17 protein-coding genes are annotated in these 23,628 nt (G+C 51.4%); 15 read left to right on the top strand and 2 right to left on the bottom strand.

Going from position 1 to position 23,628, the window contains the following annotated elements; all coding sequences use genetic code 11:
• Positions 1-18 precede the first annotated feature (18 nt).
• From hrpA to ACFQ0F_RS04400, 5 genes are all read left to right on the top strand, one after another.
• Entirely contained in the window at positions 19-3,783 is a 3,765-nt protein-coding gene (gene hrpA / locus ACFQ0F_RS04420) for an ATP-dependent RNA helicase HrpA (RefSeq protein ID WP_379069515.1), read from the top strand.
• A gap of 136 nt (positions 3,784-3,919) precedes the next feature.
• Entirely contained in the window at positions 3,920-5,041 is a 1,122-nt protein-coding gene (locus ACFQ0F_RS04415; protein WP_379069512.1) for a beta-ketoacyl-ACP synthase III, read from the top strand.
• A 23-nt stretch (positions 5,042-5,064) separates the two neighbouring features.
• Positions 5,065-5,784 (top strand): MlaA family lipoprotein, encoded by a 720-nt coding sequence (locus ACFQ0F_RS04410; RefSeq protein ID WP_379069509.1) that lies wholly within the window; start codon positions 5,065-5,067, stop codon positions 5,782-5,784.
• Positions 5,781-6,965 (top strand): PP2C family protein-serine/threonine phosphatase, encoded by a 1,185-nt coding sequence (locus ACFQ0F_RS04405; protein ID WP_340674748.1) that lies wholly within the window; start codon positions 5,781-5,783, stop codon positions 6,963-6,965. The genes ACFQ0F_RS04410 and ACFQ0F_RS04405 overlap by 4 nt, the downstream gene beginning before the upstream one ends.
• A gap of 2 nt (positions 6,966-6,967) precedes the next feature.
• Complete coding sequence (locus ACFQ0F_RS04400; RefSeq protein ID WP_340674747.1) at positions 6,968-7,471, top strand: STAS domain-containing protein; 504 nt, start codon at positions 6,968-6,970, stop codon at positions 7,469-7,471.
• 22 nt (positions 7,472-7,493) lie between these two features.
• Here ACFQ0F_RS04400 and tal read toward each other — a convergent pair whose 3' ends face one another.
• Both tal and dusA read right to left on the bottom strand, forming a co-directional pair.
• Entirely contained in the window at positions 7,494-8,444 is a 951-nt protein-coding gene (gene tal, locus ACFQ0F_RS04395; protein ID WP_340674746.1) for a transaldolase, read from the bottom strand.
• A gap of 1 nt (position 8,445) precedes the next feature.
• On the bottom strand, positions 8,446-9,408 hold the full coding sequence (gene dusA, locus ACFQ0F_RS04390) for a tRNA dihydrouridine(20/20a) synthase DusA (RefSeq protein WP_340674745.1): 963 nt from the start codon (positions 9,406-9,408) through the stop codon (positions 8,446-8,448).
• A 95-nt stretch (positions 9,409-9,503) separates the two neighbouring features.
• Between dusA and ACFQ0F_RS04385 the strand changes: the two genes are divergently transcribed.
• The 10 genes from ACFQ0F_RS04385 (at position 9,504) to ACFQ0F_RS04340 (ending at position 23,621) form a co-directional block, all read left to right on the top strand.
• The gene (locus ACFQ0F_RS04385; RefSeq protein WP_379069504.1) at positions 9,504-11,387 is read left to right on the top strand and encodes a hypothetical protein; all 1,884 of its coding nucleotides are present in this window, start codon (positions 9,504-9,506) and stop codon (positions 11,385-11,387) included.
• 119 nt (positions 11,388-11,506) lie between these two features.
• On the top strand, positions 11,507-12,439 hold the full coding sequence (locus ACFQ0F_RS04380; RefSeq protein WP_379069501.1) for an MBL fold metallo-hydrolase: 933 nt from the start codon (positions 11,507-11,509) through the stop codon (positions 12,437-12,439).
• A gap of 178 nt (positions 12,440-12,617) precedes the next feature.
• Positions 12,618-13,403: a GntR family transcriptional regulator gene (locus ACFQ0F_RS04375; protein ID WP_379069498.1), complete on the top strand. Its 786-nt coding sequence runs from the start codon at positions 12,618-12,620 to the stop codon at positions 13,401-13,403.
• A complete protein-coding gene (gene prpB, locus ACFQ0F_RS04370) occupies positions 13,403-14,296 on the top strand; it encodes a methylisocitrate lyase (RefSeq protein ID WP_340674741.1) in 894 nt (297 codons plus the stop codon). The genes ACFQ0F_RS04375 and prpB overlap by 1 nt, the downstream gene beginning before the upstream one ends.
• A gap of 18 nt (positions 14,297-14,314) precedes the next feature.
• Positions 14,315-15,469 carry a bifunctional 2-methylcitrate synthase/citrate synthase gene (prpC, locus tag ACFQ0F_RS04365; protein ID WP_340674740.1) on the top strand — a complete coding sequence of 385 codons (1,155 nt, stop codon included), beginning with the start codon at positions 14,315-14,317 and terminating at the stop codon, positions 15,467-15,469.
• A gap of 74 nt (positions 15,470-15,543) precedes the next feature.
• Positions 15,544-18,144 (top strand): Fe/S-dependent 2-methylisocitrate dehydratase AcnD, encoded by a 2,601-nt coding sequence (acnD, locus tag ACFQ0F_RS04360; RefSeq protein ID WP_379069495.1) that lies wholly within the window; start codon positions 15,544-15,546, stop codon positions 18,142-18,144.
• Positions 18,141-19,331, top strand: a complete 1,191-nt coding sequence (prpF, locus tag ACFQ0F_RS04355; protein WP_379069492.1) for a 2-methylaconitate cis-trans isomerase PrpF — start codon at positions 18,141-18,143, stop codon at positions 19,329-19,331. The genes acnD and prpF overlap by 4 nt, the downstream gene beginning before the upstream one ends.
• Positions 19,332-19,518: 187 nt before the next feature.
• Positions 19,519-21,828, top strand: coding sequence for a TonB-dependent receptor (locus ACFQ0F_RS04350; RefSeq protein WP_379069490.1), 2,310 nt, complete (start codon positions 19,519-19,521; stop codon positions 21,826-21,828).
• Positions 21,829-21,831: 3 nt separating this feature from the next.
• On the top strand, positions 21,832-22,950 hold the full coding sequence (locus tag ACFQ0F_RS04345) for an alpha-hydroxy acid oxidase (protein ID WP_379069487.1): 1,119 nt from the start codon (positions 21,832-21,834) through the stop codon (positions 22,948-22,950).
• Positions 22,944-23,621: a Fe2+-dependent dioxygenase gene (locus ACFQ0F_RS04340; RefSeq protein WP_379069484.1), complete on the top strand. Its 678-nt coding sequence runs from the start codon at positions 22,944-22,946 to the stop codon at positions 23,619-23,621. The genes ACFQ0F_RS04345 and ACFQ0F_RS04340 overlap by 7 nt, the downstream gene beginning before the upstream one ends.
• Positions 23,622-23,628: the final 7 nt, after the last annotated feature.

Genomic DNA, 23,628 nt, shown 5'->3' with positions numbered 1-23,628 from the left:
TTTAGTGAGGTGTTGTTTTTGTCTTTGCCGTCTGCTTTAGCCCGCGTCATTCCCGAAAATATTGACTGGTCTGGCGATCTGCCGGTATTGGCTGAGCGCGAGCGCCTGCAAGCGGCTATCGAAAGCAATCAAGTCATTATTGTCGCCGGTGAAACGGGCTCAGGGAAAACCACACAGCTGCCGAAAATCTGCTTGGCGGCAGGTCGTGGGCGTGCCGGCATGATTGGCCATACCCAGCCTCGGCGTATTGCCGCACGCACGGTGGCGCAACGTATTGCTGATGAGCTTGGCACGACACTGGGGCAGGGCGTTGGCTTTAAGGTGCGCTTTAGCGATCAAACTGCGGCTGAGACCTATCTCAAAGTAATGACCGATGGCGTTTTGCTTGCCGAGCTTTCGCGCGATCGACTGCTACGTGCATACGACACACTAATCATCGATGAGGCTCACGAACGCAGCCTTAATATCGACTTTCTCTTGGGCTATTTAAAAACGCTCTTGCCTCAACGCCCTGATTTACGCGTCATCATTACGTCGGCAACTATTGATGTTGAGCGCTTTAGTCAGCACTTCACCGGCGCGCCAGTATTCATTGTTGAAGGTCGAAGTTTCCCGGTTGAGATGATGTATGCACCGATCAGTGCCGAGCCTAGTGGCGGCGATGAAGACGATGGCTATGAGCTGATCGAGGAAGCTTTGCCGAGAGCTGTGGTAGAAGCGGTCGACCAATGTATCGCTTATGAGCGTGAGCATAAGCGTGCTAATGGCGACATTTTGGTGTTTGCTAGCAGTGAGCGTGAGATTCGCCAACTAGCCGATAACTTGCGCCGTTTTGGCCCGCCGCATTGCGAGATATTGCCGTTGTATTCGCGCTTATCGGTGGCGGAACAGCAGAAAGTGTTTTCGCAGGGCAAAGGTCGGCGCATCGTTATTGCGACTAACGTGGCTGAAACCTCGCTGACCGTGCCCAATATTCACTTCGTCATTGATCCCGGTTTTGCCCGCATCAGCCGCTATTCCTATCGCTCGAAAGTGCAGCGCTTGCCTATTGAGGCCGTGTCACAGGCTAGCGCAAACCAGCGTGCCGGCCGCTGCGGTCGTATCGCGCCGGGCTTGTGCATTCGGCTTTATAGCGAGGCTGACTTTCTTGGCCGCCGTGAATTTACAGACCCTGAGATTCAGCGTACCAACTTAGCCGCTGTTATCTTGCAGATGCAGCTGCTCAAACTTGGCGACATCAATGATTTTCCATTTTTAGATAGGCCCGATAGCCGCTTAGTCAATGATGGTTTACGCCTGCTCGATGAGCTCGGTGCACTCGATGCTGAATTGCGCATCACTGCCATTGGTAAACAGCTGGCACAGCTGCCGCTAGACCCACGTTTGGCGCGAATGGTCATTGCCGCCGCACCGCTTGGTGCTTTGCATGAAGTGCTGGTTATTGTCTCTGCGCTGTCCGTGCAAGACCCCCGCGAACGTCCGCACGATAAGCAGCAAGCCGCCGATGAGCGCCATGCGCAATTTCGCCATGAAGATTCCGATTTCTTATTCTTCGTGAATTTATGGCAGGTCTTGGCCGAGCAGAAATCTGAACTGACTGAGCGTCAGCGCCGTGAGTTTGCTCGCAAGCATTTTTTGTCGTGGATGCGCTTAAGAGAGTGGCGCGAGACCTATCGCCAACTCACGCAGCAATGCGAACGCATGAATCTAAGAGTCAATCGTGAGCCTGCACCCTATGAGCCAATACATCGTGCCATGCTCACTGGCCTACTTTCGCAAATTGCGCATAAAACCGAAGAGCGTGAATACCAAGCGCCACGTAATCAAAAGGCGCTAATTTTCCCCGGCTCAGTGCTCAGCAAAAAAGGCCCGCCGTGGGTTATGGCGGCGGAACTTGTGGAAACTCATCGTGTTTATTTGCGCTTAGTGGCGAAAATTACGCCGGAATGGATTGAGCACTTGGCGCAGCCGTGGCTCAAGCGCAGCTATTCGGAGCCGCATTGGCGCCGCAAACAGGGCAGGGTTATGGCCTATGAGCAGTCAGCGTTGTTTGGACTTATTTTGCATTCACGGCTGCTGGTGAATTACGAGCCTATTGCTCGTGTTGAGTCGCGTGAAATCTTTATCCGCGATGCCTTGGTGACTGGCGATATCAGCATCAAAGCGGCGTTTCTTAAGCATAACCAAGCGCTCATCGATGATGTCACGCGCATTGAGGACAAAACCCGCCGTCGCGACTTATTGGTCGATGAACACACGCTTTATAGCTTTTATGAGCAGCGTATTCCGGCTGATGTCGCCAGTCAAAAGAGCTTTGAAGATTGGCGCCATAGCATTGAAAAGACAGAGCCTAAGGTGCTATTTCTCACCCCTGAAGATGTATTGGCGAAAGCAGCAGCTGAAAATACTGAGCAAGATTTTCCCGACACTATTGCCATTGCCGGTCATGAGCTGGCGTTGAGCTATCACTTTGAGCCTGGCCATGATGCCGACGGCGTTACCTTGCGCATTCCTGCCGGCCTACTGCATGAAGTGTCGGAAGATCGCCTAGATTGGCTAGTGCCTGGCCTGCTCGCCGATAAAATTGAGGCGATGTTGCGTGGTTTGCCGAAAAGTTATCGCCGCCAACTAGTGCCATTGCCAGATACCGCTGCACAACTGGTCGATCAGCTCGACTTTGCCGAGGGCAATCTTAGGCAGGCCCTCTCTGCGGCCTTACGCCAACGCGGCGTCCTGATTGAGCGCACCGTATGGGATGAAGTCGAGCTAGCACCACATTTTATGTTCAATATGGCGGTGGTTGGCGCTAGCCGCCAAGTCTTGGCCACTGCTCGAGATATCGCAAAGCTCCGTATATCTTTATCGAGCCAGCCTGAAGCTGCCACCGGCAGTGCGCCCGAAACACGGCGGCAGTGGGAGCGTTCAGACATTGCTAGTTGGAGCTTTCCGGACTTACCCGAAGCCATCGATACCGATGTTGATGGCATGCCCGCGCGCGCATTTCCGGCCCTGCAGCTAGGGCCGCAAGGCTTGGCACTAAAACTAATGGCTAACGCAGCGCAAGCGCAGCAAGCGCATGAGGTCGGTGTCGCTGAGCTCATGCGTCTAGCCTGTGCTGGCGAGCAAAAAACTATCGCCTCCGCACTGAAAAAGTCTGCGGGCTTGTTGTTGCAATCGGCGCGATGGTTGCCGCAAGCAGCGCTTGAGCAGCAATTTACGCTTAGCGTTATTCGACACTTGTTAGCGCAAACGCTTGCTATGCCGCGTACAAATGAAGCCTTCCAAAGTGAGCTCAAGCGGATACGAGCTTTGCTGGTACCGGCGGCGCTTGAGCAGTTGCCCGTGCTTAACGATATTTTCAGCAAAGCGCATCAAGCCTATCGCGCCATAGAAGGCCTCTCTCAGCCAGTCTACGGTTTGGCATTAAAGGATTTGCATAGCCAGCTCGAGGCATTGGATCTGTCGAACTTTATGATGCAGTGTCCGTTACCACGCTGGCGACATTACGTGCGTTATTTGCACGCGGCGTGCTTACGATTAGAGAAGTTGCCACACAATATTGGCCGTGATGAGCTTGCCAGTGTTGAGCTACAAGGGCTTTGGCAGCAATGGGCAACGTTAGTTCAGCGCACTAAAGAGCGCGGCGGCGATGCTTCTGCGCTAGATGAGTATCGCTGGCTACTTGAGGAGTATCGGATTTCCTTATTTGCGCAGCCGATGAAGACAGCCGAGCCCGTGTCGGCGAAGCGGCTTGCTAAGCTTTGGCAAGCGCTAACACATTAAGCAGACGGCCTGATGACAATTTTGCCGCATCGGGCTTGGTGTGCGCGAGCGCGCTGCGATACACTGGCTCATCGTGTGGATTTTTATAGCCATTTTGTTTTGGCGTGTTTTTTCATTTCAGGTGATTGGGGGCGTTATGCAAAAGGTAGTAATCAGCGGGACTGGCTTATTCACGCCCAGTGAGTCGGTTTCTAATGCCGAACTCGTGGCTTCTTTTAACAGCTATGTTGAGCGCTTTAACGAAGCCAATGCTGCGGCAATCGCCAGCGGCGACGTGACCGCGTTAGCGCCATCGAGTGTCGAGTTTATCGAGAAGGCATCGGGCATTAAATCGCGCTATGTCGTCAATAAATCAGGTGTTATTGACCCTGAGCGGATGTTCCCAGCTATCCCAGAGCGTAGTAATGACGAAATCGGCATTCAAGCCGAGATTGGTGTTGCAGCCGCCATCGATGCGCTAAAGCGTGCCGGCAAAACAGCCGCCGATGTCGATGGCATTATTGTGGCTTGCTCCAATATGCAGCGCGCGTATCCCGCCGTTGCCATTGAAATTCAGCAAGCCTTAGGCGCTGGCGGTTATGCCTATGACATGAACGTAGCTTGCTCCTCAGCCACTTTCGGCTTGCAGGCAGCGGCAGATGCCGTTCGTGGTGGCTCCGCTCGTTGCGTGCTAGTGATTAGCCCAGAAATTACCTCGGCTCACCTTGAGTGGCGCGACCGCGACTGCCACTTCATTTTTGGCGATGTGGCCACTGCGATCGTTGTGGAACTAGCAGAAACCTGCACCTCAGCAGATGCATTTGAAGTCATTGGCACGCGCTTACACACCCAGTTTTCATCAGCCATTCGCAATAACTTCGGCTTCTTAAACCGCTGTGATGAAACCGGCGTAGACGCCCGCGATAAACTATTTAAGCAAGAAGGCCGCAAAGTTTTTAAAGAAGTTTGCCCCATGGTTGCCGATCAAATCGTCTCGCACAGTAACGATTGCGGCTTAGCGGTGTCTGATTTGAAACGCCTGTGGTTGCACCAAGCCAACCTCAGCATGAATGAGTTGATCGCCAAGCGTGTACTTGGTCGCGAATTTAATCGCGATGATGCACCGGTGATTTTGGATGAGTTTGCTAATACCAGCTCCGCCGGATCAATCATTGCGTTCCATCGTCATCGCGACGATTTAGCAACTGGCGACGTTGGCGTTATTTGCTCTTTCGGTGCGGGATATTCGATTGGTAGTGTGCTGGTTCGCCGCTGCTAATTTTGCTTAGAAGGATTCATCTAATGAAAAATACAGGACGTTTACTGTTGGTCGCCATTGGCTTCGCTTCGCTACTGCCCGTTGCAGCTAGCGCCGACGATACCGATCCATGGGAAGGTTTTAACCGTGGCGTTTATCGCTTCAATGACACGGTTGATCAATACGTTGCCAAGCCAGTGGCCAAAGCGTATCAAAAAGTCACGCCACAGCCTGTGGATGACGGCATTACGCGCGTCCTGAGAAACCTATTGTCGCCCATCACCTTGGTGAACGAGCTACTGCAAGGTAAGCCGGCTGCAGCGGCAGCAACTACATCACGCTTTATGTTTAACTCAACGATAGGCCTAGCAGGCATTTTCGACATCGGCGCGAAGATGGGCATGCCGCGCACAGATGAAGATTTTGGCCAAACCTTGGCGGTATGGGGTGTTGGGCAGGGACCTTATGTGATGTTGCCTTTGCTTGGCCCAAGCACTGTTCGTGATTTTTTTGGCCGATTCGGTGATGCTCCAGCTGACCCGCGCGCCTATATGAACACCGATGTCGCTTACGGCATCTTAGCGTTGAACTTAGTCGATACACGAGCCGACTTGATGAAGGCGGAGAAGCTGGTGCAGGGTGATCGTTATAACTTCATTCGAGACTATTATTTACAGGTTCGCGCTTTTGATATCGCCGATGGTGTCGTTACGTCCGACCCATTTTTAGATGATGACTTCGAGAGCGAGCCCGCCGCGCAATGAAATTTGTGCCGCCAGGGCCTATCCTGGTTATCGATGCGGATGATTTTTTGGCGCATCGCTTAAAAGATTGGCTAGTGCACGATGGGTATAGCGTGCAGATTGCAGGCGATGCCGATGAAGGCTTTGCCTTAGCACGTGAGCTAAAGCCTTCACTGATCCTGGGTGAGCTAACGTTAAACTTGAGCAACGGCTCGCAATTGCTCCGCGCTTTACTGCATGAGCTGCCAGAAACGGCAGTGATTGTAGTTACCGAAACCGCCTCTTTAGATCAAGCAATTTCCAGCCTGCAGGAAGGTGCTAGCGACTTCTTGATGAAGTACATGCTTAATCAAGACATCATGCATTTATCCGTGCAGCGAGCACTTGAACGCCGTCAGCTACGGCTAGAGAATCAGCATTACCGCGCCGCACTCGAAGACAGCAATGAGCGTCTGAAAAAAAGCTTGCAGCTGCTCGAGTACGATCAGCGCGCAGGCCGCCAAGTACAAAGCAAGTTGCTGCCACCAACTCCACACGAAACCAATGGCTTAACGCTGAATCATGTCATTCTGCCATCCCTGTTTTTGTCGGGTGACTTTGTCGACTATTTCAGCTTGGGTCCTGGTCGTACTGCATTTTATTTGGCGGATGTTTCGGGTCATGGTGCCTCTAGCGCCTTTGTCACAGTGTTCTTAAAGACTTTGACCAACCGCATCCGGCGGCACTTTGAAAAGCGCACGAAAGTGTCTTTATTGTCGCCAGCGAAACTGATGCACGCAATGAACGAAGAGCTACGCGCGCTTGAGACCGGCAAGCACCTGACAGTGTTTTGCGGCGTCATCGACACTAATAAGCAGACACTGACCTACGCCTTAGGCGCGCATTATCCGCCGGCATTTTTGTGTCAGCGTGGTGAGGTAACAGCGCTCTTGGGCAATGGTTTGCCGCTTGGCTTGTTTGCCGATGCCCAATTCGAGGAACATATCGTTGAGTTAGCGCCACAATTCTCCATTGTCGCGCTCTCAGATGGTATCCTTGAGATCATGCCAACCGGTGATCTGCCCAGCAAAGAAGCTTTGCTGAAAGCACATGTAGCCGCTGCGACAAATGATTTTGAGGCTTTAAATATGCGCTTAGGTCTTCCTTCCGCTAAAGATCTGCCCGATGATATTGCGCTGCTGATGATTACGCGCGACGAGTGACCATGGACGCCTGCAAGATGCAATACGCCGTATTAAACGGCACTTATGTATTAAAGCTAGTTGGCGATGTGCGTGTGCCGACCTGCACCGCGCTGGAAAGCTTTGTCGACCAGCGTATCAAAGAAGATGAGGGCCTTCGCGCCGTGCTCATCGATCTCACCACTACTGAAGCCATCGACTCTACCGCTTTAGGCTTGCTCGCTCGCATCGCCGTGATACTGAAGCAGCGTGGCTTAGGTCGTCCGGTTTTACTCTGTATCAACCCCGATATCGAACGCATTTTGCTCAGCATGGGCTTTGATAAAGTCTTTCGCATGTTGCGCACATCATCGGCCTTGAGCAGCAGCCTTGAGGAATTGCCCATTATTGGCGATATCAGCGAAGACGCGGTGACTCAGCAAGTGATTGATGCTCACCGCACATTGATGAGCTTAAACGAATCCAACACGGAAGCTTTCCGTAGCTTGGTCGATGCCCTAGAAAGCGAGAAACGCTGCCGCGATTGAGCAGCAGCGTCCAGCCTTTCACTTAAGCGAGTTTCGCTGCCAGCAAGCCTTCTAGTTTTTCTAAATCTGCTGCAAATAAACGTATGCCCTCTGCCAATTTTTCTGTCGCCATGGGGTCTTGATTAAGCTGCCAGCGGAAATTAGCTTCAGTCAGTTCAGCTAGGCGAGGGCGCGGCACTATGCTTTCTGCAGTTAATTGCGCAGTCAGAGGCTCAGACTCTTTCGCCAATGCATCTAGTAAAGCCGGGCCAATAGTGAGCTTGTCGCATCCCGCTAATGCACGGATTTCACCGGTATTTCTGAAGCTCGCACCCATCACAATAGTGTCGTGGCCAACGGCTTTGTAGTACTCATAAATCGCTTTTACTGAGCACACACCGGGATCGGTCTCGCTTGTGTATGTCTCGCCAGTTTTTGCGGCATACCAATCTAAAATCCGCCCGACAAAAGGCGAGATGAGCGTGGCCTTAGCTTCGGCAGCGGCCTGTGCTTGTGTGAAGCTAAACAGCAAAGTGAGGTTGCAACGTATGCCTTCTTGCTCGAGCAGGCGCGCGGCGCATATACCTTCCCAAGTGCTGGCGATTTTCACTAGCACGCGGTCTCGGCTAATGCCTAGTGCGCGATATTGCGCAATGACTCGTCGTGCCTGCGCTAGTGTGGCGGCAATATCAAAGGAATAGCGCGCATCAACTTCGGTCGAAATCACACCGGGGATGTGCTTGAGAATTTCCGCGCCAAACGCCACTGATACGGCTTCAAGTGCGGCTGGCAACTGTGCTGATGCAGGTAGCTGCTTCACTGCTGCTAATGCTTGATCGATAAGTTCGGCGTATTGCGGCGTGCTAGCTGCTTTTAAAATTAAGGATGGATTGGTAGTGGCATCGACAGGTTTTAGGCGAATGATGCTATCGATATCGCCTGTGTCGGCGACCACGGTGGTGCAAGCCATCAGCTGTTGTAGCGGTGTTGCCATTTTATTCTTCTCCGGTTGCAGCTAGGGCTGCGTGTAATGCCTCAAGCCCAGCATCTGGGGCTAAATTACTCAAAATTTGGCGATAGCGACGACCGCCCGGCTGGCCATGAAATAGGCCCAAAATATGCCGTGTCATCTGTTTTAGCGCGACGCCATTGGCCAATTCTCGCGCTACAAAAGGCTCGTAGGCACGGATGATATCGCCACGTGATGGCAGCTCCGTTACACCCCAAAGACGCTGCGCCTCAACCAATAAATAGGGGTTTTGATAGGCCTCACGCCCGATCATTACGCCATCGGTATGCTGCCAGTGCTGCGCAATCTCATCCACCGTTTTAATGCCACCATTAATCTCGATAGTCAGCGTTGGCCGCAGCACTTTCAAGCGATAAACGTCTTCGTAGCGTAGTGGTGGCACGTCACGATTTTCCTTTGGGCTTAAGCCCGCCAAGATGGCAATGCGCGCGTGTACGATGAAGTGAGTGCAGCCTTTGCTTGCTACGGTATCGACAAAGTTTAGTAGGTCATCGAAATGCTCTAGGCCATCGATGCCGATGCGATGTTTTACCGTCACCGGCACGCGCACAGCTGCTTGCATCGCCGCTAACGCATCTGCCACTAATGCAGGCTCTGCCATTAAGCAGGCACCAATGCGGCCTTGCTGCACGCGGTCGGAAGGGCAGCCGACATTGAGGTTGATCTCGTCGTAACCCCAGTCTTCACCCAGTTTGGCGCAATGTACGAGGTCTTTGATGTCGCTGCCACCAAGCTGCAGCGCGATGGGGTGTTCAAGCGCCTCAAAACGTAAATGCCGCGGGATATCGCCGTAGACCAGCGCCTGTGTGGTGACCATTTCCGTATAAAGCCGAGCCTGAGGGCTACACAGGCGCAGGAAATTGCGCGCATGGCGCGTGGTCCAATCCATCATCGGTGCGACTGAAAGTAGTTTTGGCTGTGAAGTCATAATATTTATTGTGCCTGACCCCCCTGATTGCGGGGGCATATAAAAGTCAAAGCTTACTAGACTTTGGAGGTCAATTTAGGTTTGGAGATAAGCAAATGTTTAAACTTAACCCCTCAGCGTTAGTGCTATCGCTCAGTGCAGCGGCGCTACTGTCTGCTTGTGGCGGAGGTGGCGGTAGCGCAGCGGCTCCGAGCTTAAGCGGTGTTGCTGCTGTTGGTGCACCGATTGTTGGTGGTGATGTTGATGCAAAGTGCAGTGATGGCAATACCTATAATGCAAATCCTACCTCCACAACTGGTGCTTGGAGTATTGCGACTGTGCCTGCTGCAGCTTTCCCCTGCGTAGTACAGATTCGTAATGGCGATCCAGCATCCGTGTTGAATAGCTATGCCGCAGGTCCTGGGGTAGTAAACATCACGCCATTTACAGATTTGCTCTTGGCTATGGCCGCAAGAGGTAATCCATCAGATTATTTTTCTAATGTGTCTGAAAGTAATAAAGCAGAGTTAACGAGTGAGATGAATGCTGCTATTGCCAAGCTTAAGACTGCATTGGTCACTGGTGGCTACTTGGCTACCGGAGACTCATTCGATCCAATTAATGCACGATTTACAGCAGCAAAGGGTAATTTTTACGACGATTTACTAGAGGCCTTTAAAAAAGGGCTTAACAACGATAGTGGCAAAATCTATGATGATATTTTAGCCAGCGTTATTGCTAATCCTGATGCTGATCTAGTTTTTCCTGATGCACCACCAAAAGAGACAGGTGGGGGCACAACAACGCCGGGTAGCGACACAGTGGCTGGAACTGTTCATAGTTCGCTAGTCAAAACCTATAATTTAAATTTCAAGAAGGGTGGTGGCACAGGCTGTGGCTCTGACTGCAGCTTTACTGAAGGGCAAGAGATAATAGCAATTGTTGGTGCCGATAACTCGCTTACAGTTAATTCAAAAAGGCTTAGTAACCCATTTAACAGAACTTTATCTGCTGGAGGAACTCCACACTTGCCTGAAATAATTTGGCTCGATGGCAATATTGAATATGCACTCTCTGATAATAAGCTTGGCATATTTAATGAGATTAACATTGGTAAATCGAAATCAGGTGGTGGTACTCCAGGATTTATTGGCCAACTTAAAGCAGCAGAGGTGAAGGATGATCCTGTCGCTAAGCTTAAGCCGTTTGCTGGGTCTTATGTGCCTAAGTTTGTTTTGAAGAGTAATTACAATCTTCCAAGTCAAACAGTAAGTAACCCTCCTGTTAATGCAGATATTAAAGTTTCAATTTCAACAAGCGGAATTATAAAAGTTGATGAGGATGCAGCTTCTGGACCTTTGGTTTTTGATCCAGCTGCTAGTAGCTATGACTTTAAGATAGAGCCGGCAAATGAAGGCAAGCTGATGCGCTATATAGCGTCATACATGCTTGAGGATAGCTCGAAACTATCGATTTATATTAGCTTTGCGGAGAATAATATTGTTGCCTGGCGAATTGAGCAAGTCAAGGGTAGTGGCCGGAACTCCTCTTTGTTAGCGGAGAGTTATACGGATAAACAAAAAGTACTTATTGATTCATTAATAAATGCTGATATTGCATCCATAGATGGTATTAAGCTAACTGCTATTAGTGATGATGAAAGTAGTGATAAGCGCTTTAAAAAGTGTGACAAGCTTGCTCTTGATTTTTTCGATGAAAATAGAAATGCTCAAAAGCTTTATAAACTACTTGGGTACGATAGCGATAAAAAAACTTACTCAAGATTTCTAAACTCGGGCGTTTTTGATAGACAGTTTTTAGACTTTGATAATTTTAGTGATCCAACAGAGTTTTCTGTCGCATTCGCAAAGATAGGACAGCGTAAAGGCACAGGTTTTATTGACTTCACCAAGCTAGATAGCGTCACTCGAAGTGGTTTAGGTAGAGCTACGAATGACCCCACTGATATTCTCAATGCTGGATGTGGAGGTCCGACTTAGTGCGTAGCAATTAAGCCTTGATCGATCAGAAGGAGCTTACGGAAGCTCCTTCTGCATTTTTAGTACTTGGCCATGATAAAGTAGCTGCCAGCTCGCAAAATAATAATAAAGGTGCAGTTATGTGGCGATGGATTCGATGGTTGACTTTAGTGTTGGTGGCTCTGTTTATTGCCAGCTTTTTACCGTGGTCGATATCGTCACAAGCTATCGCGTTACCCGATAGCTTGCCCGCAGCATCGCCGCCTGAATCTATGCGCGTGAGCGCTTTACCGACTGGCACCATGCATTCTTCAGCGATGCTTGCCTTTCGCGGCGGTAATCCATTAGAAAATCGCGATTTCAGCATGACTGCCGTGCTAGTGCAGCATCCGCGCGGAGACTTGCTGATCGACACTGGTTTTGGCCGTGAGGTGGATGATCAGGTGAAGTTGCTGCCGCTACTGATGCAGCTCACCACCGATTACGACAAAACCACTCCAGCCGCTGAGCAACTTATAACGCAGGGCTATGACCTGAAATCGCTGGTCGGTGTAATTCTTACGCATGCGCATTGGGATCATGTTAGTGGCCTAGATAGCCTACGCAATACGCCGGTGCTTGTGCCGACAACTGAGCAAGCGTTTATCAGCGATGGCGGCGATAACTCGGCACTAGCGAGACAACTCAGCGCAGATCATCTAAAAAGTTACGCCTTTGTGAACAAACCTTATCTAGGTTTTGCGCAGCAATTCGATGTTTGGGGCGATGGCAGTGTGGTTTTGGTGCCAGCACCTGGGCATACGCCGGGCTCAGTCTTGGTGTTTTTGACGCTGCCATCAGGTCAACGCTTAGCGCTTTTGGGGGATTTAGTTTGGCAGCTCGATGGCATTACTCAGCTCGCTGAGAAGCCATGGATTGCGCGACAACTTATTGATGAGGATACGGACGCTGTGCGCGATGCAATTGCACACGTTTCAGCGATTGCGAAAAAGTTCCCGCAAGTTAAGTTATTGCCCGCGCATGATGCGAAAGCGATGGGCTCACTGCCGGTTTATCCTAGTACGTTGCGTTAATTCTGGTCTCATCATAGCCAGCACTATTTTTATTAAAAGTAGTGCTGGCTATAAATTGTAGACAAAAGTCTCTTGAGTCCCCATTTCTTTTACGCTATCTGGTTTTAAATGGGCTTGACCAGTCAGTTTCGTCGCGTTATTGTCGGTGCTTCGCAAGGATTGTAGACAATATCTGCTTATGCCACCGAAGCTCACTCCCACCGTTGCAGATGCCGCTGATACTTCAGCTGCTCGCACGACGCTGGCCGATAGAGTTTTTGCCTTGATGCAAGAGGCCATTGTGCGCGGCGATCTTGAAGCGGGCTCACGCATATCTGAAGCTGAATTAGCTGCTCGCTATGGCGTTTCGCGCGGACCATTACGTGAAGCATTGCGCCGCCTTGAAGGCCGCCAACTCATTACCCGCATCCCGCATGTGGGCGTGCGCATCATGGCGCTGTCATTAGAAGAGCTGCTGCAGATTTATGAAGTGCGCGAAACCCTGGAAGGGTTAGCTTGCCGTTTGGCGGCTAAGCATATGCCGGCGAGTGAAATTGCCGAGCTCAAGCAGCTACTAGCCAAGCATGCTGAGCAAATCGAAGAACAAGAAGGTCGTGCCTATATTCAAGAAGAGGGCAACGTCGACTTTCATTACCGCGTCATTCAAGGCAGCCATAATGCCGTGCTGATTCATATGCTCTGCGGTGAGCTATATCACCGCGTGCGAATTTATCGTGGCCAATTTTCTATTACTGAAGGTCGGCCGCAACAGGCTCTGGCTGAGCATCAACGCATTCTCGATGCCATTGAGGCACGTGATGGCGAACTCGCCGAGTTTTTAATGCGGCGTCACATTGCCACAGCCCGCGCCAATATTGCCGCGCGTGTTGATCCTGCTCATGGCGCTGTCGTGACTAAACCCGCTACTAATCACACCACTGAACTTACAACAGACACGCCGGATGCACCGGCTAGGAGAGCCTAATGGCAATTAACTCAAGCACGCTTAGCGCAGGTCGTCGTTTCCGCGACGCCATTGCCAGCGAAAAACCATTACAGGTGATGGGCACGGTCAATGCCTATGCCGCGATGATGGCAACCCAAGTTGGCTATAAGGCAATTTATTTGTCTGGTGCCGGCGTTGCCAACTACTCCTATGGTTTGCCCGATTTAGGCCTGACTTCATTGGAAGATGTACTGATCGACGCGCGCCGTATCACTAGCGTTACGGACACACCACTGTTGGTGGACATCGACACAGGCTGGGGCGGCGCATTCAATATTTCGCGCACCGTGACCGAGATGATCCGCGCTGGCGTTGCTGCCGTGCATATTGAAGATCAAGTCGCACAAAAGCGCTGCGGTCATCGCCCCAATAAAGAAATCGTGCCGATTGGCGAAATGGTCGATCGCGTGAAAGCTGCAGTTGATGCTAAAACCGATAGCGAATTTGTCGTTATGGCACGCACCGACTCGCTGCAAAAAGAAGGGTTGAATGGCGTGATTGATCGTATCAGCGCCTATGTTGAAGCTGGTGCCGATGCTATTTTCGCTGAAGCCATGACCGACATCACCATGTATCGCCAAGTTTGCGATGCGGTGAATGTGCCAGTGCTGGCCAACATCACTGAGTTTGGTGACACGCCGTACTACACCACGCAAGAGTTAGGCGAGCAGGGTATTTCCATGGTGCTTTACCCCTTATCCGGCACGCGCGCTATGCAGAAAGCGGCATTGGCCGTGTATGAAGCCGTGCGTAAAGAGGGCACGCAGGTCAATGTGCTCGACCTCATGCAAAAGCGTAAAGAGCTTTATGAATTCCTCAACTATCACAGCTACGAAGACAAAATCGATCAGCTGTTTTCACAAAACAAATAAGCCCCCAGGAGACTGACCATGACTGAAGTTAAAAGCACGCTACCCAAGCCGAAAAAATCCGTCGCCTTGTCGGGCACAGCCGCTGGCAATACCGCGCTCTGCACCGTTGGCCGTACTGGCAACGATCTGGCCTATCGTGGCTATGACATCCTAGATTTAGCGACCACCAGTGAGTTCGAGGAAATTGCTCACTTATTGGTGCATGGCAAACTGCCAAACGCCGCTGAGTTGGCCGGCTATAAAGCAAAACTGAAAGCCTTGCGTGGCTTGCCAGCAGCAGTGAAGGTAGCACTTGAGCAGCTGCCACCATCGGCTCACCCCATGGACGTGATGCGCACTGGCGTGTCGGTACTAGGTTGTGTAAAGCCTGAGAAAGATGACCACAATCATCCCGGCGCGCGTGATATTGCCGACAAACTAATGGCTTGCTTGGGCTCGATGCTGCTGTATTGGTACCACTTTGCTTACAACGGCAACTGTATTGAAGTTGAAACCGATGACGACTCCATCGGCGGCCACTTCCTGCATTTGCTGCATGGCGAAAAGCCGCGTGATAGCTGGGTTCGTGCCATGCACACCTCGCTAATTCTATATGCTGAGCATGAGTTCAACGCCTCAACCTTCGCCTCGCGTGTTGTTGCCGGTACTGGCTCCGATATGTTCTCGGCAATCTGCGGTGGCATCGGCGCATTGCGTGGACCTAAGCATGGCGGCGCCAATGAGGTCGCGTTTGAAATTCAAAAGCGCTACGACAATCCAGATGAAGCCGAAGCTGATATTCGCGCACGTGTTGAGCGCAAAGAAGTGGTTATTGGTTTTGGCCATCCGGTCTATACCGTGTCCGACCCACGTAACAAAGTAATCAAGCAAGTGGCGAAAGAGCTCTCCGAAGAGCAGTCGAACATGAAAATGTACGACATCGCTGAGCGTTTAGAGTCGACCATGTGGGATGCGAAAAAGATGTTCCCCAACCTCGATTGGTTCTCGGCTGTGAGCTATCACATGATGGGCATTCCCACCGATATGTTCACGCCGCTGTTTGTGATTGCCCGTACTAGCGGCTGGTCAGCTCACGTCATTGAGCAGCGCATCGACGGCAAAATCATTCGCCCAAGCGCCAACTACACAGGCCCAGAAGATCAGAAATTCGTGCCTATCAAAAATCGCAAATAAGCCTTTTTTGACTCATTAGTTGACGCAAACCCTGCCTTCGCGAGAAGGCGGGGCATTTTACAAAGAGAGCTCTTATGAATAATGAATTTCGTAAACCCTTAGTCGGCACTTCGCTTGAGTATTTCGATGCTCGCGCAGCCGTTAACGCCATCAAGCCAAATGCTTGGGATAGCCTGCCATATACCGCGCGTATTCACGCCGAAAACATCGTGCGTAAGGCCGACCCAGCCATCATTACTGATTGTTTGGTGCAGCTGATTGAGCGCCGCCGCGACCGCGATTTTCCGTGGTTTCCAGCACGCGTAGTCTGCCATGACATTTTGGGCCAAACCGCATTGGTCGATCTTGCTGGCTTACGTGATGCCATTGCTGAGCAGGGCGGCGACCCGTCGAAAGTGAATCCAGTAGTGCCAGTGCAGCTGATTGTTGATCACTCGCTAGCCGTCGAGAGCGGTGGTGCTGACCCCGATGCATTCCAGAAAAACCGTGATATTGAAGATCGCCGCAACGAAGACCGTTTTCACTTTATCGAGTGGACAAAAACTGCCTTCGATAATATCGATGTGATTCCGGCCGGCAACGGCATCATGCACCAAATCAATTTGGAAAAAATGTCGCCAGTGGTGCATAGCCAAGATGGCGTGGCATTTCCAGATACTTGTGTTGGCACCGACTCGCACACACCACACGTAGACTCGCTCGGTGTGATCGCTGTTGGCGTTGGTGGTCTTGAAGCTGAGAACGTCATGCTCGGCCGCCCATCGATGATGCGCGTGCCAGAAATGGTTGGCGTTGAGCTGACTGGCAAGCGCCAGCCCGGCATAACCGCGACTGATATTGTGCTGGCGATGACCGAGTTCCTGCGTCAGCAGAAAGTAGTCGGTGGCTATCTTGAGTTCTACGGTGAAGGCGTTCCCGGCCTGACCATTGGCGACCGCGCGACCATTTCTAATATGGCGCCAGAGTACGGTGCAACCGCTGCATTGTTCTCTATCGATGAACAAACGCTGATTTATCTACGCTTGACTGGTCGTACCGATGAGCAAGTGGCCTTGGTAGAAACCTATGCCAAGCAAACGGGCTTATGGTCAGACAGCCTAAACAACGCCGTATATGAGCGCGTGCTGCATTTCGATTTATCCAGCGTCGTGCGCAATATGGCCGGCCCATCGAACCCGCACAAACGCCTACCCGTGTCGGCCTTGGCTGAACGTGGTATCGCCGTCGATTTAGACAAAGCTCAAGCGCAAGAGGCTGATGGCCAAATGCCCGATGGCGCGGTAATTATCGCGGCCATTACCAGTTGTACCAACACCTCGAACCCACGCAACGTTATCGCTGCCGGTTTGATTGCTCGTAATGCTCGCAAGCTCGGCTTAACACGCAAACCATGGGTGAAATCATCCTTAGCACCAGGCTCGAAAGTGGTTGAGTTGTACTTGAAAGACGCCAATTTGTTGGAAGATCTTGAGTCGCTGGGCTTCGGCATTGTCGCGTTCGCCTGTACTACTTGTAATGGCATGTCGGGCGCACTAGACCCTGTGATTCAGCAAGAAATCATCGATCGTGATCTCTATGCCACCGCCGTGTTGTCGGGCAACCGCAACTTCGACGGCCGTATTCATCCCTATGCTAAGCAGGCATTTTTGGCTTCACCACCTTTGGTCGTTGCCTACGCGATTGCTGGTACCGTGCGTTTTGACATCGAGAAAGATGTGCTGGGCATAGCCGATGGTAAAGAGATTCGTCTACATGATATTTGGCCATCTGATGAAGAGATCGATGCCATTGTCGCGAAGTCGGTGAAACCATCGCAGTTCAACGAAATCTACATCCCGATGTTTGAGAAAAAAGACAGCGAGCGCGCAAAATCACCGCTTTACGACTGGCGCGAAATGAGCACCTATATTCGCCGTCCGCCGTATTGGGAAGGCGCATTGGCCGGTGAGCGCACCATGAAAGGTATGCGCGCGTTGGCGGTATTGCCAGACAACATCACCACCGATCACTTATCGCCATCCAATGCGATCATGATGGACTCAGCCGCTGGCGAATACCTGCACAAAATGGGTGTGCCAGAAGAAGACTTCAACAGCTATGCCACACACCGCGGCGACCATCTAACGGCTCAGCGCGCGACCTTTGCTAACCCGCAGCTCATGAATGAAATGGCAGTGGTCGATGGCAAGGTGAAGAAGGGATCATTGGCGCGTATCGAACCAGAAGGCAAGGTAGTGCGCATGTGGGAAGCCATTGAGACTTATATGGAGCGCAAGCAGCCGCTGATCATTGTTGCTGGTGCCGATTACGGCCAAGGCTCATCACGCGATTGGGCAGCTAAGGGCGTGCGTTTGGCAGGCGTGGAAGTGATTGCCGCTGAAGGTTTTGAGCGTATTCACCGCACCAACTTGCTCGGCATGGGCGTATTGCCATTGGAGTTCAAGGCCGGCACTACACGCATCACGCTAGGCATTGATGGCACTGAAACTTTCGATGTCGAAGGCGAGTGCTCACCTGGCGCGGAAATGACCTTGATCGTTAACCGTCGCTCAGGCGAAGTCGTGCGCGTGCCGATGACTTGCCGCTTAGACTCCGATGATGAAGCCTTGGTTTATGAAGCCGGCGGCGTGTTGCAGCGCTTTGCCAAAGACTTCTTAAAGGCCACTACGGCATGAGCGCGGCTCCTCAAATAAAAGTCCCGGCCACCTATATTCGTGGCGGCACATCTAAAGGCGTTTTTTTTCGCCTGCAGGATTTGCCAGCGAATTGTCAGGTAGCAGGTGAGCCTCGTAATCAGCTCTTTATGCGCGTGATTGGCAGTCCTGACCCCTATGCCGCGCATATTGACGGCATGGGCGGCGCGACTTCTAGCACCAGCAAATGCGTGATTTTGTCGAAAAGTTCGCAGCCTGAGCACGATGTGGATTACCTCTATGGCCAAGTCTCTATTGATAAAGCCTTTGTCGACTGGAGCGGCAACTGCGGTAATTTATCGACAGCTGCCGGTGCTTTCGCCTTGCATGCTGGCTTGGTTGACCCTGCACGCATTCCAGAAAATGGCATCTGCGTAGTACGCATTTGGCAGGCGAATATCCACAAAACCATTATTGCTCATGTGCCGGTAAGTAATGGCCAAGTGCAAGAGACTGGCGATTTCGAGCTCGATGGCGTGACTTTTCCGGCTGCGGAAATCGTGCTGGAGTTCATGAATCCATCCGATGATGACGGCGAGGGTAGCTCAATGTTTCCCACCGGCAATCTGGTGGATGAACTTGATGTGCCAGAAGATGTGGTCACCGGCGGCAAGCTAAAGGCAACGATGATCTCGGCTGGTATTCCAACGGTATTTGTTAATGCCGCTGATATTGGCTACACCGGCACTGAGTTACGCGAAGCTATCAATAGCAATCCCGCTGCACTGGCGCGCTTGGAAGCTATTCGCATTGCAGGTGCCTTACGCATGGGCTTGATCAAAACCCCAGCAGAAGCAGCGACGCGCCAGCACACGCCTAAAGTCGCCTTTGTTGCGCCGCCGACAGACTATGTCTCGTCTAGCGGTAAAACTATTGCGGCGAAAGATATCGATTTGCTAGTACGCGCGCTGTCTATGGGCAAGTTGCATCACGCCATGATGGGCACGGCAGCAGTGGCGATTGGCACGGCTGCGGCTATTCCGGGCACCTTGGTGAACTTGGCCGCCGGTGGCAAGGCGCTTGAGTCGGTGCGCTTTGGCCATCCATCTGGCACATTGAAGGTTGGTGCCGCCGCTGCATTGGTCGATGGCCAATGGACTGTGACGAAAGCCATCATGAGCCGTAGCGCACGTATCTTGATGGAAGGCTGGGTGCGTATACCTGGCTGATGCTTAGCTGAGCTAGGCAAAAAGCCCCTCTCAGTTTTCTGGCAGGGGCTTTTTTATTGGCTTTCATGTAAACCTTAATGAAATCAATTCGTATTTGCATTGACGGAAGCGTTTCGCGCATTTAAAGTAATGAGAATGGTTATCAACAACGAGTTGCTAACACCTTTTCCATTACGCGAGATGCTCGATGAAAGACACGCCTTCTTCAGTAAAAGTCCCACGCTCATTCCACACGCCAGCACCAATCAGCGCAACCCACGCATCAGCAATGGCATTAGCCATGGGCTTGGCAATTGCCGCACCAGTTGCTCATGCCGAGTCAGCAAGCAAAACTCTGGCAACGGTGGAGGTGCAAGCGCAAATCGAAGACACCAACCCATACAGTGAAGAAGGCGCGCCATATAAGGCAAAAATTTCTGGCGATCAACGCCGCGTGAAAGAGCTTGCTGAAACCCCACACACCATTTCGGTGATTACTCAAAAAGCCATTGAAGAATCTGGCAAAACTGATTTGCGCGATATTTTAGCGGCGCAACCAGGCGTGACCATAGGCACTGGCGAAAACGGTAACGCCTTCGGTGATCGCTACATCATTCGCGGCCATGAAGCTCGCAGCGATGTATTTATTGATGGCTTACGCGACCCCGGCATGACCACGCGTGAAAGCTTTGCCGTTGAGCAAGTTGAAATTACCAAAGGCCCAAGCTCAACATTTGCTGGCCGTGGCTCTACCGGTGGAGCAGTCAACAGCATCACTAAGCAGCCCAACACCGACAAAGACTTCACTAAGTTGGAGTTGGGCGTTGGTACTGACGATTTCCACCGTATGGGTATTGATACTAATAAAGTCATCAATGACCGTGCCTCTGTGCGCTTAAACTTGCTGGATGCATCAGAGTCTGTACCTGATCGTGCTCCAGCTGAGAAAAGCCGTCGTGGTTTGCTATTGTCTGGCGCTTTTCAAGCTACCGATGCTCTAAGTGTTTCAGCTGATTACTACCATCTCGAAGCGAAAGATGTGCCTGATTTGGGGACCTATATTGACCAGACTACTGGTAAGCCAGTTAAAAATATCCCTGTATACCTACAGCTTGGCAGTGATCACTTAGATACCGAGGTAGATACGGCGACATTTAAGCTGAACTATCGCTTTAATAATGCTCTACGAATGCAGAATGCTACGCGTATTGGCCGCACGAGTAATAGCTATGTGGCAACAGGTGGGCGTGGAACTACAGATGCAGTCACACTAAATCCGACAGTCTCTTTATCTACTCACCAAGGCTACCAAGAGGTTAACTATTGGGTTAATCGCACAGATGTGTTCTGGAATAAGCGCTTAGGCCAATTAGACCACCAGTTTGTATTTGGCTTAGAAGTTAATGATGAGAAAGTTGATAACGGCACTTTTTCAGCTACAAACACGGGGACATCTAACTGCACGGTTACATCTCGTGGCGGCGGTACATCGCCCGGCTATTGCATTTATGATGGTGTGACTGGCGTAAAAGCCCCGAACTTAAATACCTTGTTAGGGCGCACGCTCACCAAGAATGGTTTGGACTCTGAATATCACATCCGCACCAGCTCATTGACAGCCATGGACACCGTTGACTTCAATGATAAATGGACTGGCTTTGCAGGCCTTCGCTACGACTATTTCGACTACACCAATATCGTTGGTTTGACAGCAAAAACAGTTTATGACTACTCAGATGGCTTCTTAAATGGTCATGCTGGCGTAACTTATAAAATCACACCAAAGGCCAATGTCTATGCGTCAGTTAGCACATCAAGCGATATTAATGGTGGCGAATCTGATGTAGGCGGTAGCTGTGGTTATGGCGGTCTCTGCGGTACGCCGCAGCAAGTCGCCGATAGTAAGCCTGAGTCGACTGTGAGTTATGAGGTCGGTACAAAATGGCAGGTATTGCAAGACAAACTCTTGATGACAGCTGCTTTGTTCCGAACCATTAAGTCGGATGTACAGGAGGGTGATTCGGCCAATAGTTACGCAACAACGGGCACACTCAACACTGGTAAAAACCAAGTTCAAGGCGTTGAACTTTCAGTTGTCGGTAACATCACTCCTAAGTTGAGTGGCCAATTTGGTTTAGCCATTATGAACTCAGAAGTATTGGAGTCATTTACTGCAGCGAATGAGGGCGCCCAACTCGCAAACTTCGCCAAGCGTAGTGGTAATTTACAGCTGAAATATCAAGCAACAGATAAATTTGCCTTCGGTGGCGGTGCAACGTATCAAAGCCAAATGTTTGCTGGCCAGCCTGACACAGCAACAAACTATGCTTATGCTGTGCCGTCATACACTGTATTTGACGCCTTCGCTGAGTATCGCTTCAGCAAGCAGCTGAGTGCGCGAGTAAACGTCAATAATGTAACCGACAAAGACTACTACTTAGCAGCATATCGTAGTGGTGCGTTCACCTATATTGGCGACAAGCGCAACGCGCAACTGACACTAAACTACAAGTTCTAAACTATGCCTCAACGCCCATCACCGCTAACGCAAATTCCTGCTGATATTGTCTGTGCAGAGGATTATGAGCGATGGGCGGAGCGCAATATGTCATCGGCTGTCTTTGCTCATCTGAGTGAAGGCAGCGTGGCCGATACCACCTTAAGAGCCAATCGCCGCGCCTTTGAGCGGCATGCTATCTACAACCGAATTCTCGTCGCAGGTGATCATGGTTCTACTGAGCTCATGCTTTGTGGCCAGCGCTTCCGACATCCATTTTTACTCGCACCAGTGGCGCATCAGGGCTTATTCCATGCCGATGCCGAGCTTGCCAGTGCGCAAGCGGCAAATGCCCTTGAGGCGGGACTGGTGTTAAGCACCTTGTCATCTACCCGCTTAGAAGAGGTAGCTGCGCAAACCCAAGCGCCGCGATGGTTTCAGCTTTATTTCCAAGCATCAAAAAACGCTACGCTAAGCTTGGTGAGACGAGCTGAGGCAGCAGGTTACGGCGCCATTGTTGTCACACTGGATGTACCTGTGCATGGCGTGCGTCGTAGTTCGCAGCGCCTAGGATTTACACTGCCAGCGCATCTGAATGCGGTAAATCTAAAGGATATCGATGACGGCCCAACGCGTGCTATTAGCCGCGATGACAGCACCGTTTTTCAAGGCTATATGGCCGATGCACCCACTTGGGAAGACCTAGCATGGTTGCTGAAATCGACCACGCTGCCAGTGCTAGTAAAAGGCGTAACACATCCAGATGACGCCCTACGACTACAGAGCTTAGGCGTAGCCGGCATTATCGTTTCCACCCACGGCGGACGTGCGCTCGATGGCGGTATGGCCAGTCTCGATGCGCTACCGGCGATACGCCAAGCCGTCGGCCCAGACCTCACGCTTTTGCTCGATAGTGGCGTGCGCAGCGGTACCGACGTATTCAAGGCCATCGCCCTAGGCGCCAACGCCGTGATGATTGGCCGTCCCTATATTTATGCTTTAGCCACCGCCGGAGCGCTAGGCGTTGCGCATCTCTTGCGCATACTTCGCGATGAGCTAGAGATCACCATGGCGCAGGCCGGTTGTCTGCACATCAACGACATCGGCCCACACACATTATTTAGCCCGAGCCATCTATGCTGATTATTTCCGATCTACTCGATGCCTCTGAAGTTGCCGCTTACCGCGAAGCCTTAACGAGGGCGCAATGGCAGGACGGTCTAGCAACGGCCGGCAGCGTTTCGCAAAGTGTTAAGCAAAATGAGCAGGTGGCTAGTCAATGCGAGCTTGGCCAGGCCTTAGCCGATAAGTTGCGCCAGCGCCTAAGCCAGCATCCTTTGTTTATTTCAGCTGCTTTGCCGCAGAGCATTTTACGGCCACGCTTTAATCGCTATCGCAATAATGGCCATTACGGTCTGCACATCGATAGCGCCATCATGGCCAGCGACGATGGCAAAGGCCTGTTTCGCAGCGACTTATCCGCGACATTATTTCTCAGTGACCCCGATAGCTACAGCGGTGGTGAGCTCAGCATTGATACTGGCTTTGGCGTGCAAGAAGTAAAGCTGCCAGCGGGCTCGCTAGTGCTGTATGCCACGAGCCGATGGCATCAGGTCGAGCCAGTAACGGCGGGTGAACGCGTCGCTGCTATCTGCTGGATACAAAGTTTGGTGGCCGCCGATACTCAGCGCGAATTGCTCTTTGATCTAGATCAAAGCATTCAGCGTCTGCAGCAATTAGCCGAGGCGAGGGCAGAGCATCGCCAACTCACTGGCGTCTACAACAACCTGCTACGGCAATGGGCAATCACTTAATTAACGA

This window comes from Paraperlucidibaca wandonensis (genome assembly GCF_042677145.1).
GTDB classification, from domain to species: Bacteria; Pseudomonadota; Gammaproteobacteria; order Pseudomonadales; family Moraxellaceae; genus Perlucidibaca; species Perlucidibaca wandonensis.
The sequence above is the reverse complement of the archived record's forward strand: the minus strand, read 5'-3'. Positions and strand labels throughout refer to the sequence as shown.

Excerpts from the sequence above, each read along its gene's own strand:
- ACFQ0F_RS04415 (WP_379069512.1), top strand. The coding sequence starts at position 3,920 with ATGCAAAAGGTAGTAATCAGCGGGACTGGCTTATTCACGCCCAGTGAG.
- ACFQ0F_RS04410 (WP_379069509.1), top strand. The coding sequence starts at position 5,065 with ATGAAAAATACAGGACGTTTACTGTTGGTCGCCATTGGCTTCGCTTCG.
- ACFQ0F_RS04405 (WP_340674748.1), top strand. The coding sequence starts at position 5,781 with ATGAAATTTGTGCCGCCAGGGCCTATCCTGGTTATCGATGCGGATGAT.
- ACFQ0F_RS04400 (WP_340674747.1), top strand. The coding sequence starts at position 6,968 with ATGGACGCCTGCAAGATGCAATACGCCGTATTAAACGGCACTTATGTA.
- tal (WP_340674746.1), bottom strand. The coding sequence starts at position 8,444 with ATGGCAACACCGCTACAACAGCTGATGGCTTGCACCACCGTGGTCGCC.
- dusA (WP_340674745.1), bottom strand. The coding sequence starts at position 9,408 with ATGACTTCACAGCCAAAACTACTTTCAGTCGCACCGATGATGGATTGG.
- ACFQ0F_RS04385 (WP_379069504.1), top strand. The coding sequence starts at position 9,504 with ATGTTTAAACTTAACCCCTCAGCGTTAGTGCTATCGCTCAGTGCAGCG.
- ACFQ0F_RS04380 (WP_379069501.1), top strand. The coding sequence starts at position 11,507 with ATGTGGCGATGGATTCGATGGTTGACTTTAGTGTTGGTGGCTCTGTTT.
- ACFQ0F_RS04375 (WP_379069498.1), top strand. The coding sequence starts at position 12,618 with ATGCCACCGAAGCTCACTCCCACCGTTGCAGATGCCGCTGATACTTCA.
- prpB (WP_340674741.1), top strand. The coding sequence starts at position 13,403 with ATGGCAATTAACTCAAGCACGCTTAGCGCAGGTCGTCGTTTCCGCGAC.
- prpC (WP_340674740.1), top strand. The coding sequence starts at position 14,315 with ATGACTGAAGTTAAAAGCACGCTACCCAAGCCGAAAAAATCCGTCGCC.
- acnD (WP_379069495.1), top strand. The coding sequence starts at position 15,544 with ATGAATAATGAATTTCGTAAACCCTTAGTCGGCACTTCGCTTGAGTAT.
- prpF (WP_379069492.1), top strand. The coding sequence starts at position 18,141 with ATGAGCGCGGCTCCTCAAATAAAAGTCCCGGCCACCTATATTCGTGGC.
- ACFQ0F_RS04350 (WP_379069490.1), top strand. The coding sequence starts at position 19,519 with ATGAAAGACACGCCTTCTTCAGTAAAAGTCCCACGCTCATTCCACACG.
- ACFQ0F_RS04345 (WP_379069487.1), top strand. The coding sequence starts at position 21,832 with ATGCCTCAACGCCCATCACCGCTAACGCAAATTCCTGCTGATATTGTC.
- ACFQ0F_RS04340 (WP_379069484.1), top strand. The coding sequence starts at position 22,944 with ATGCTGATTATTTCCGATCTACTCGATGCCTCTGAAGTTGCCGCTTAC.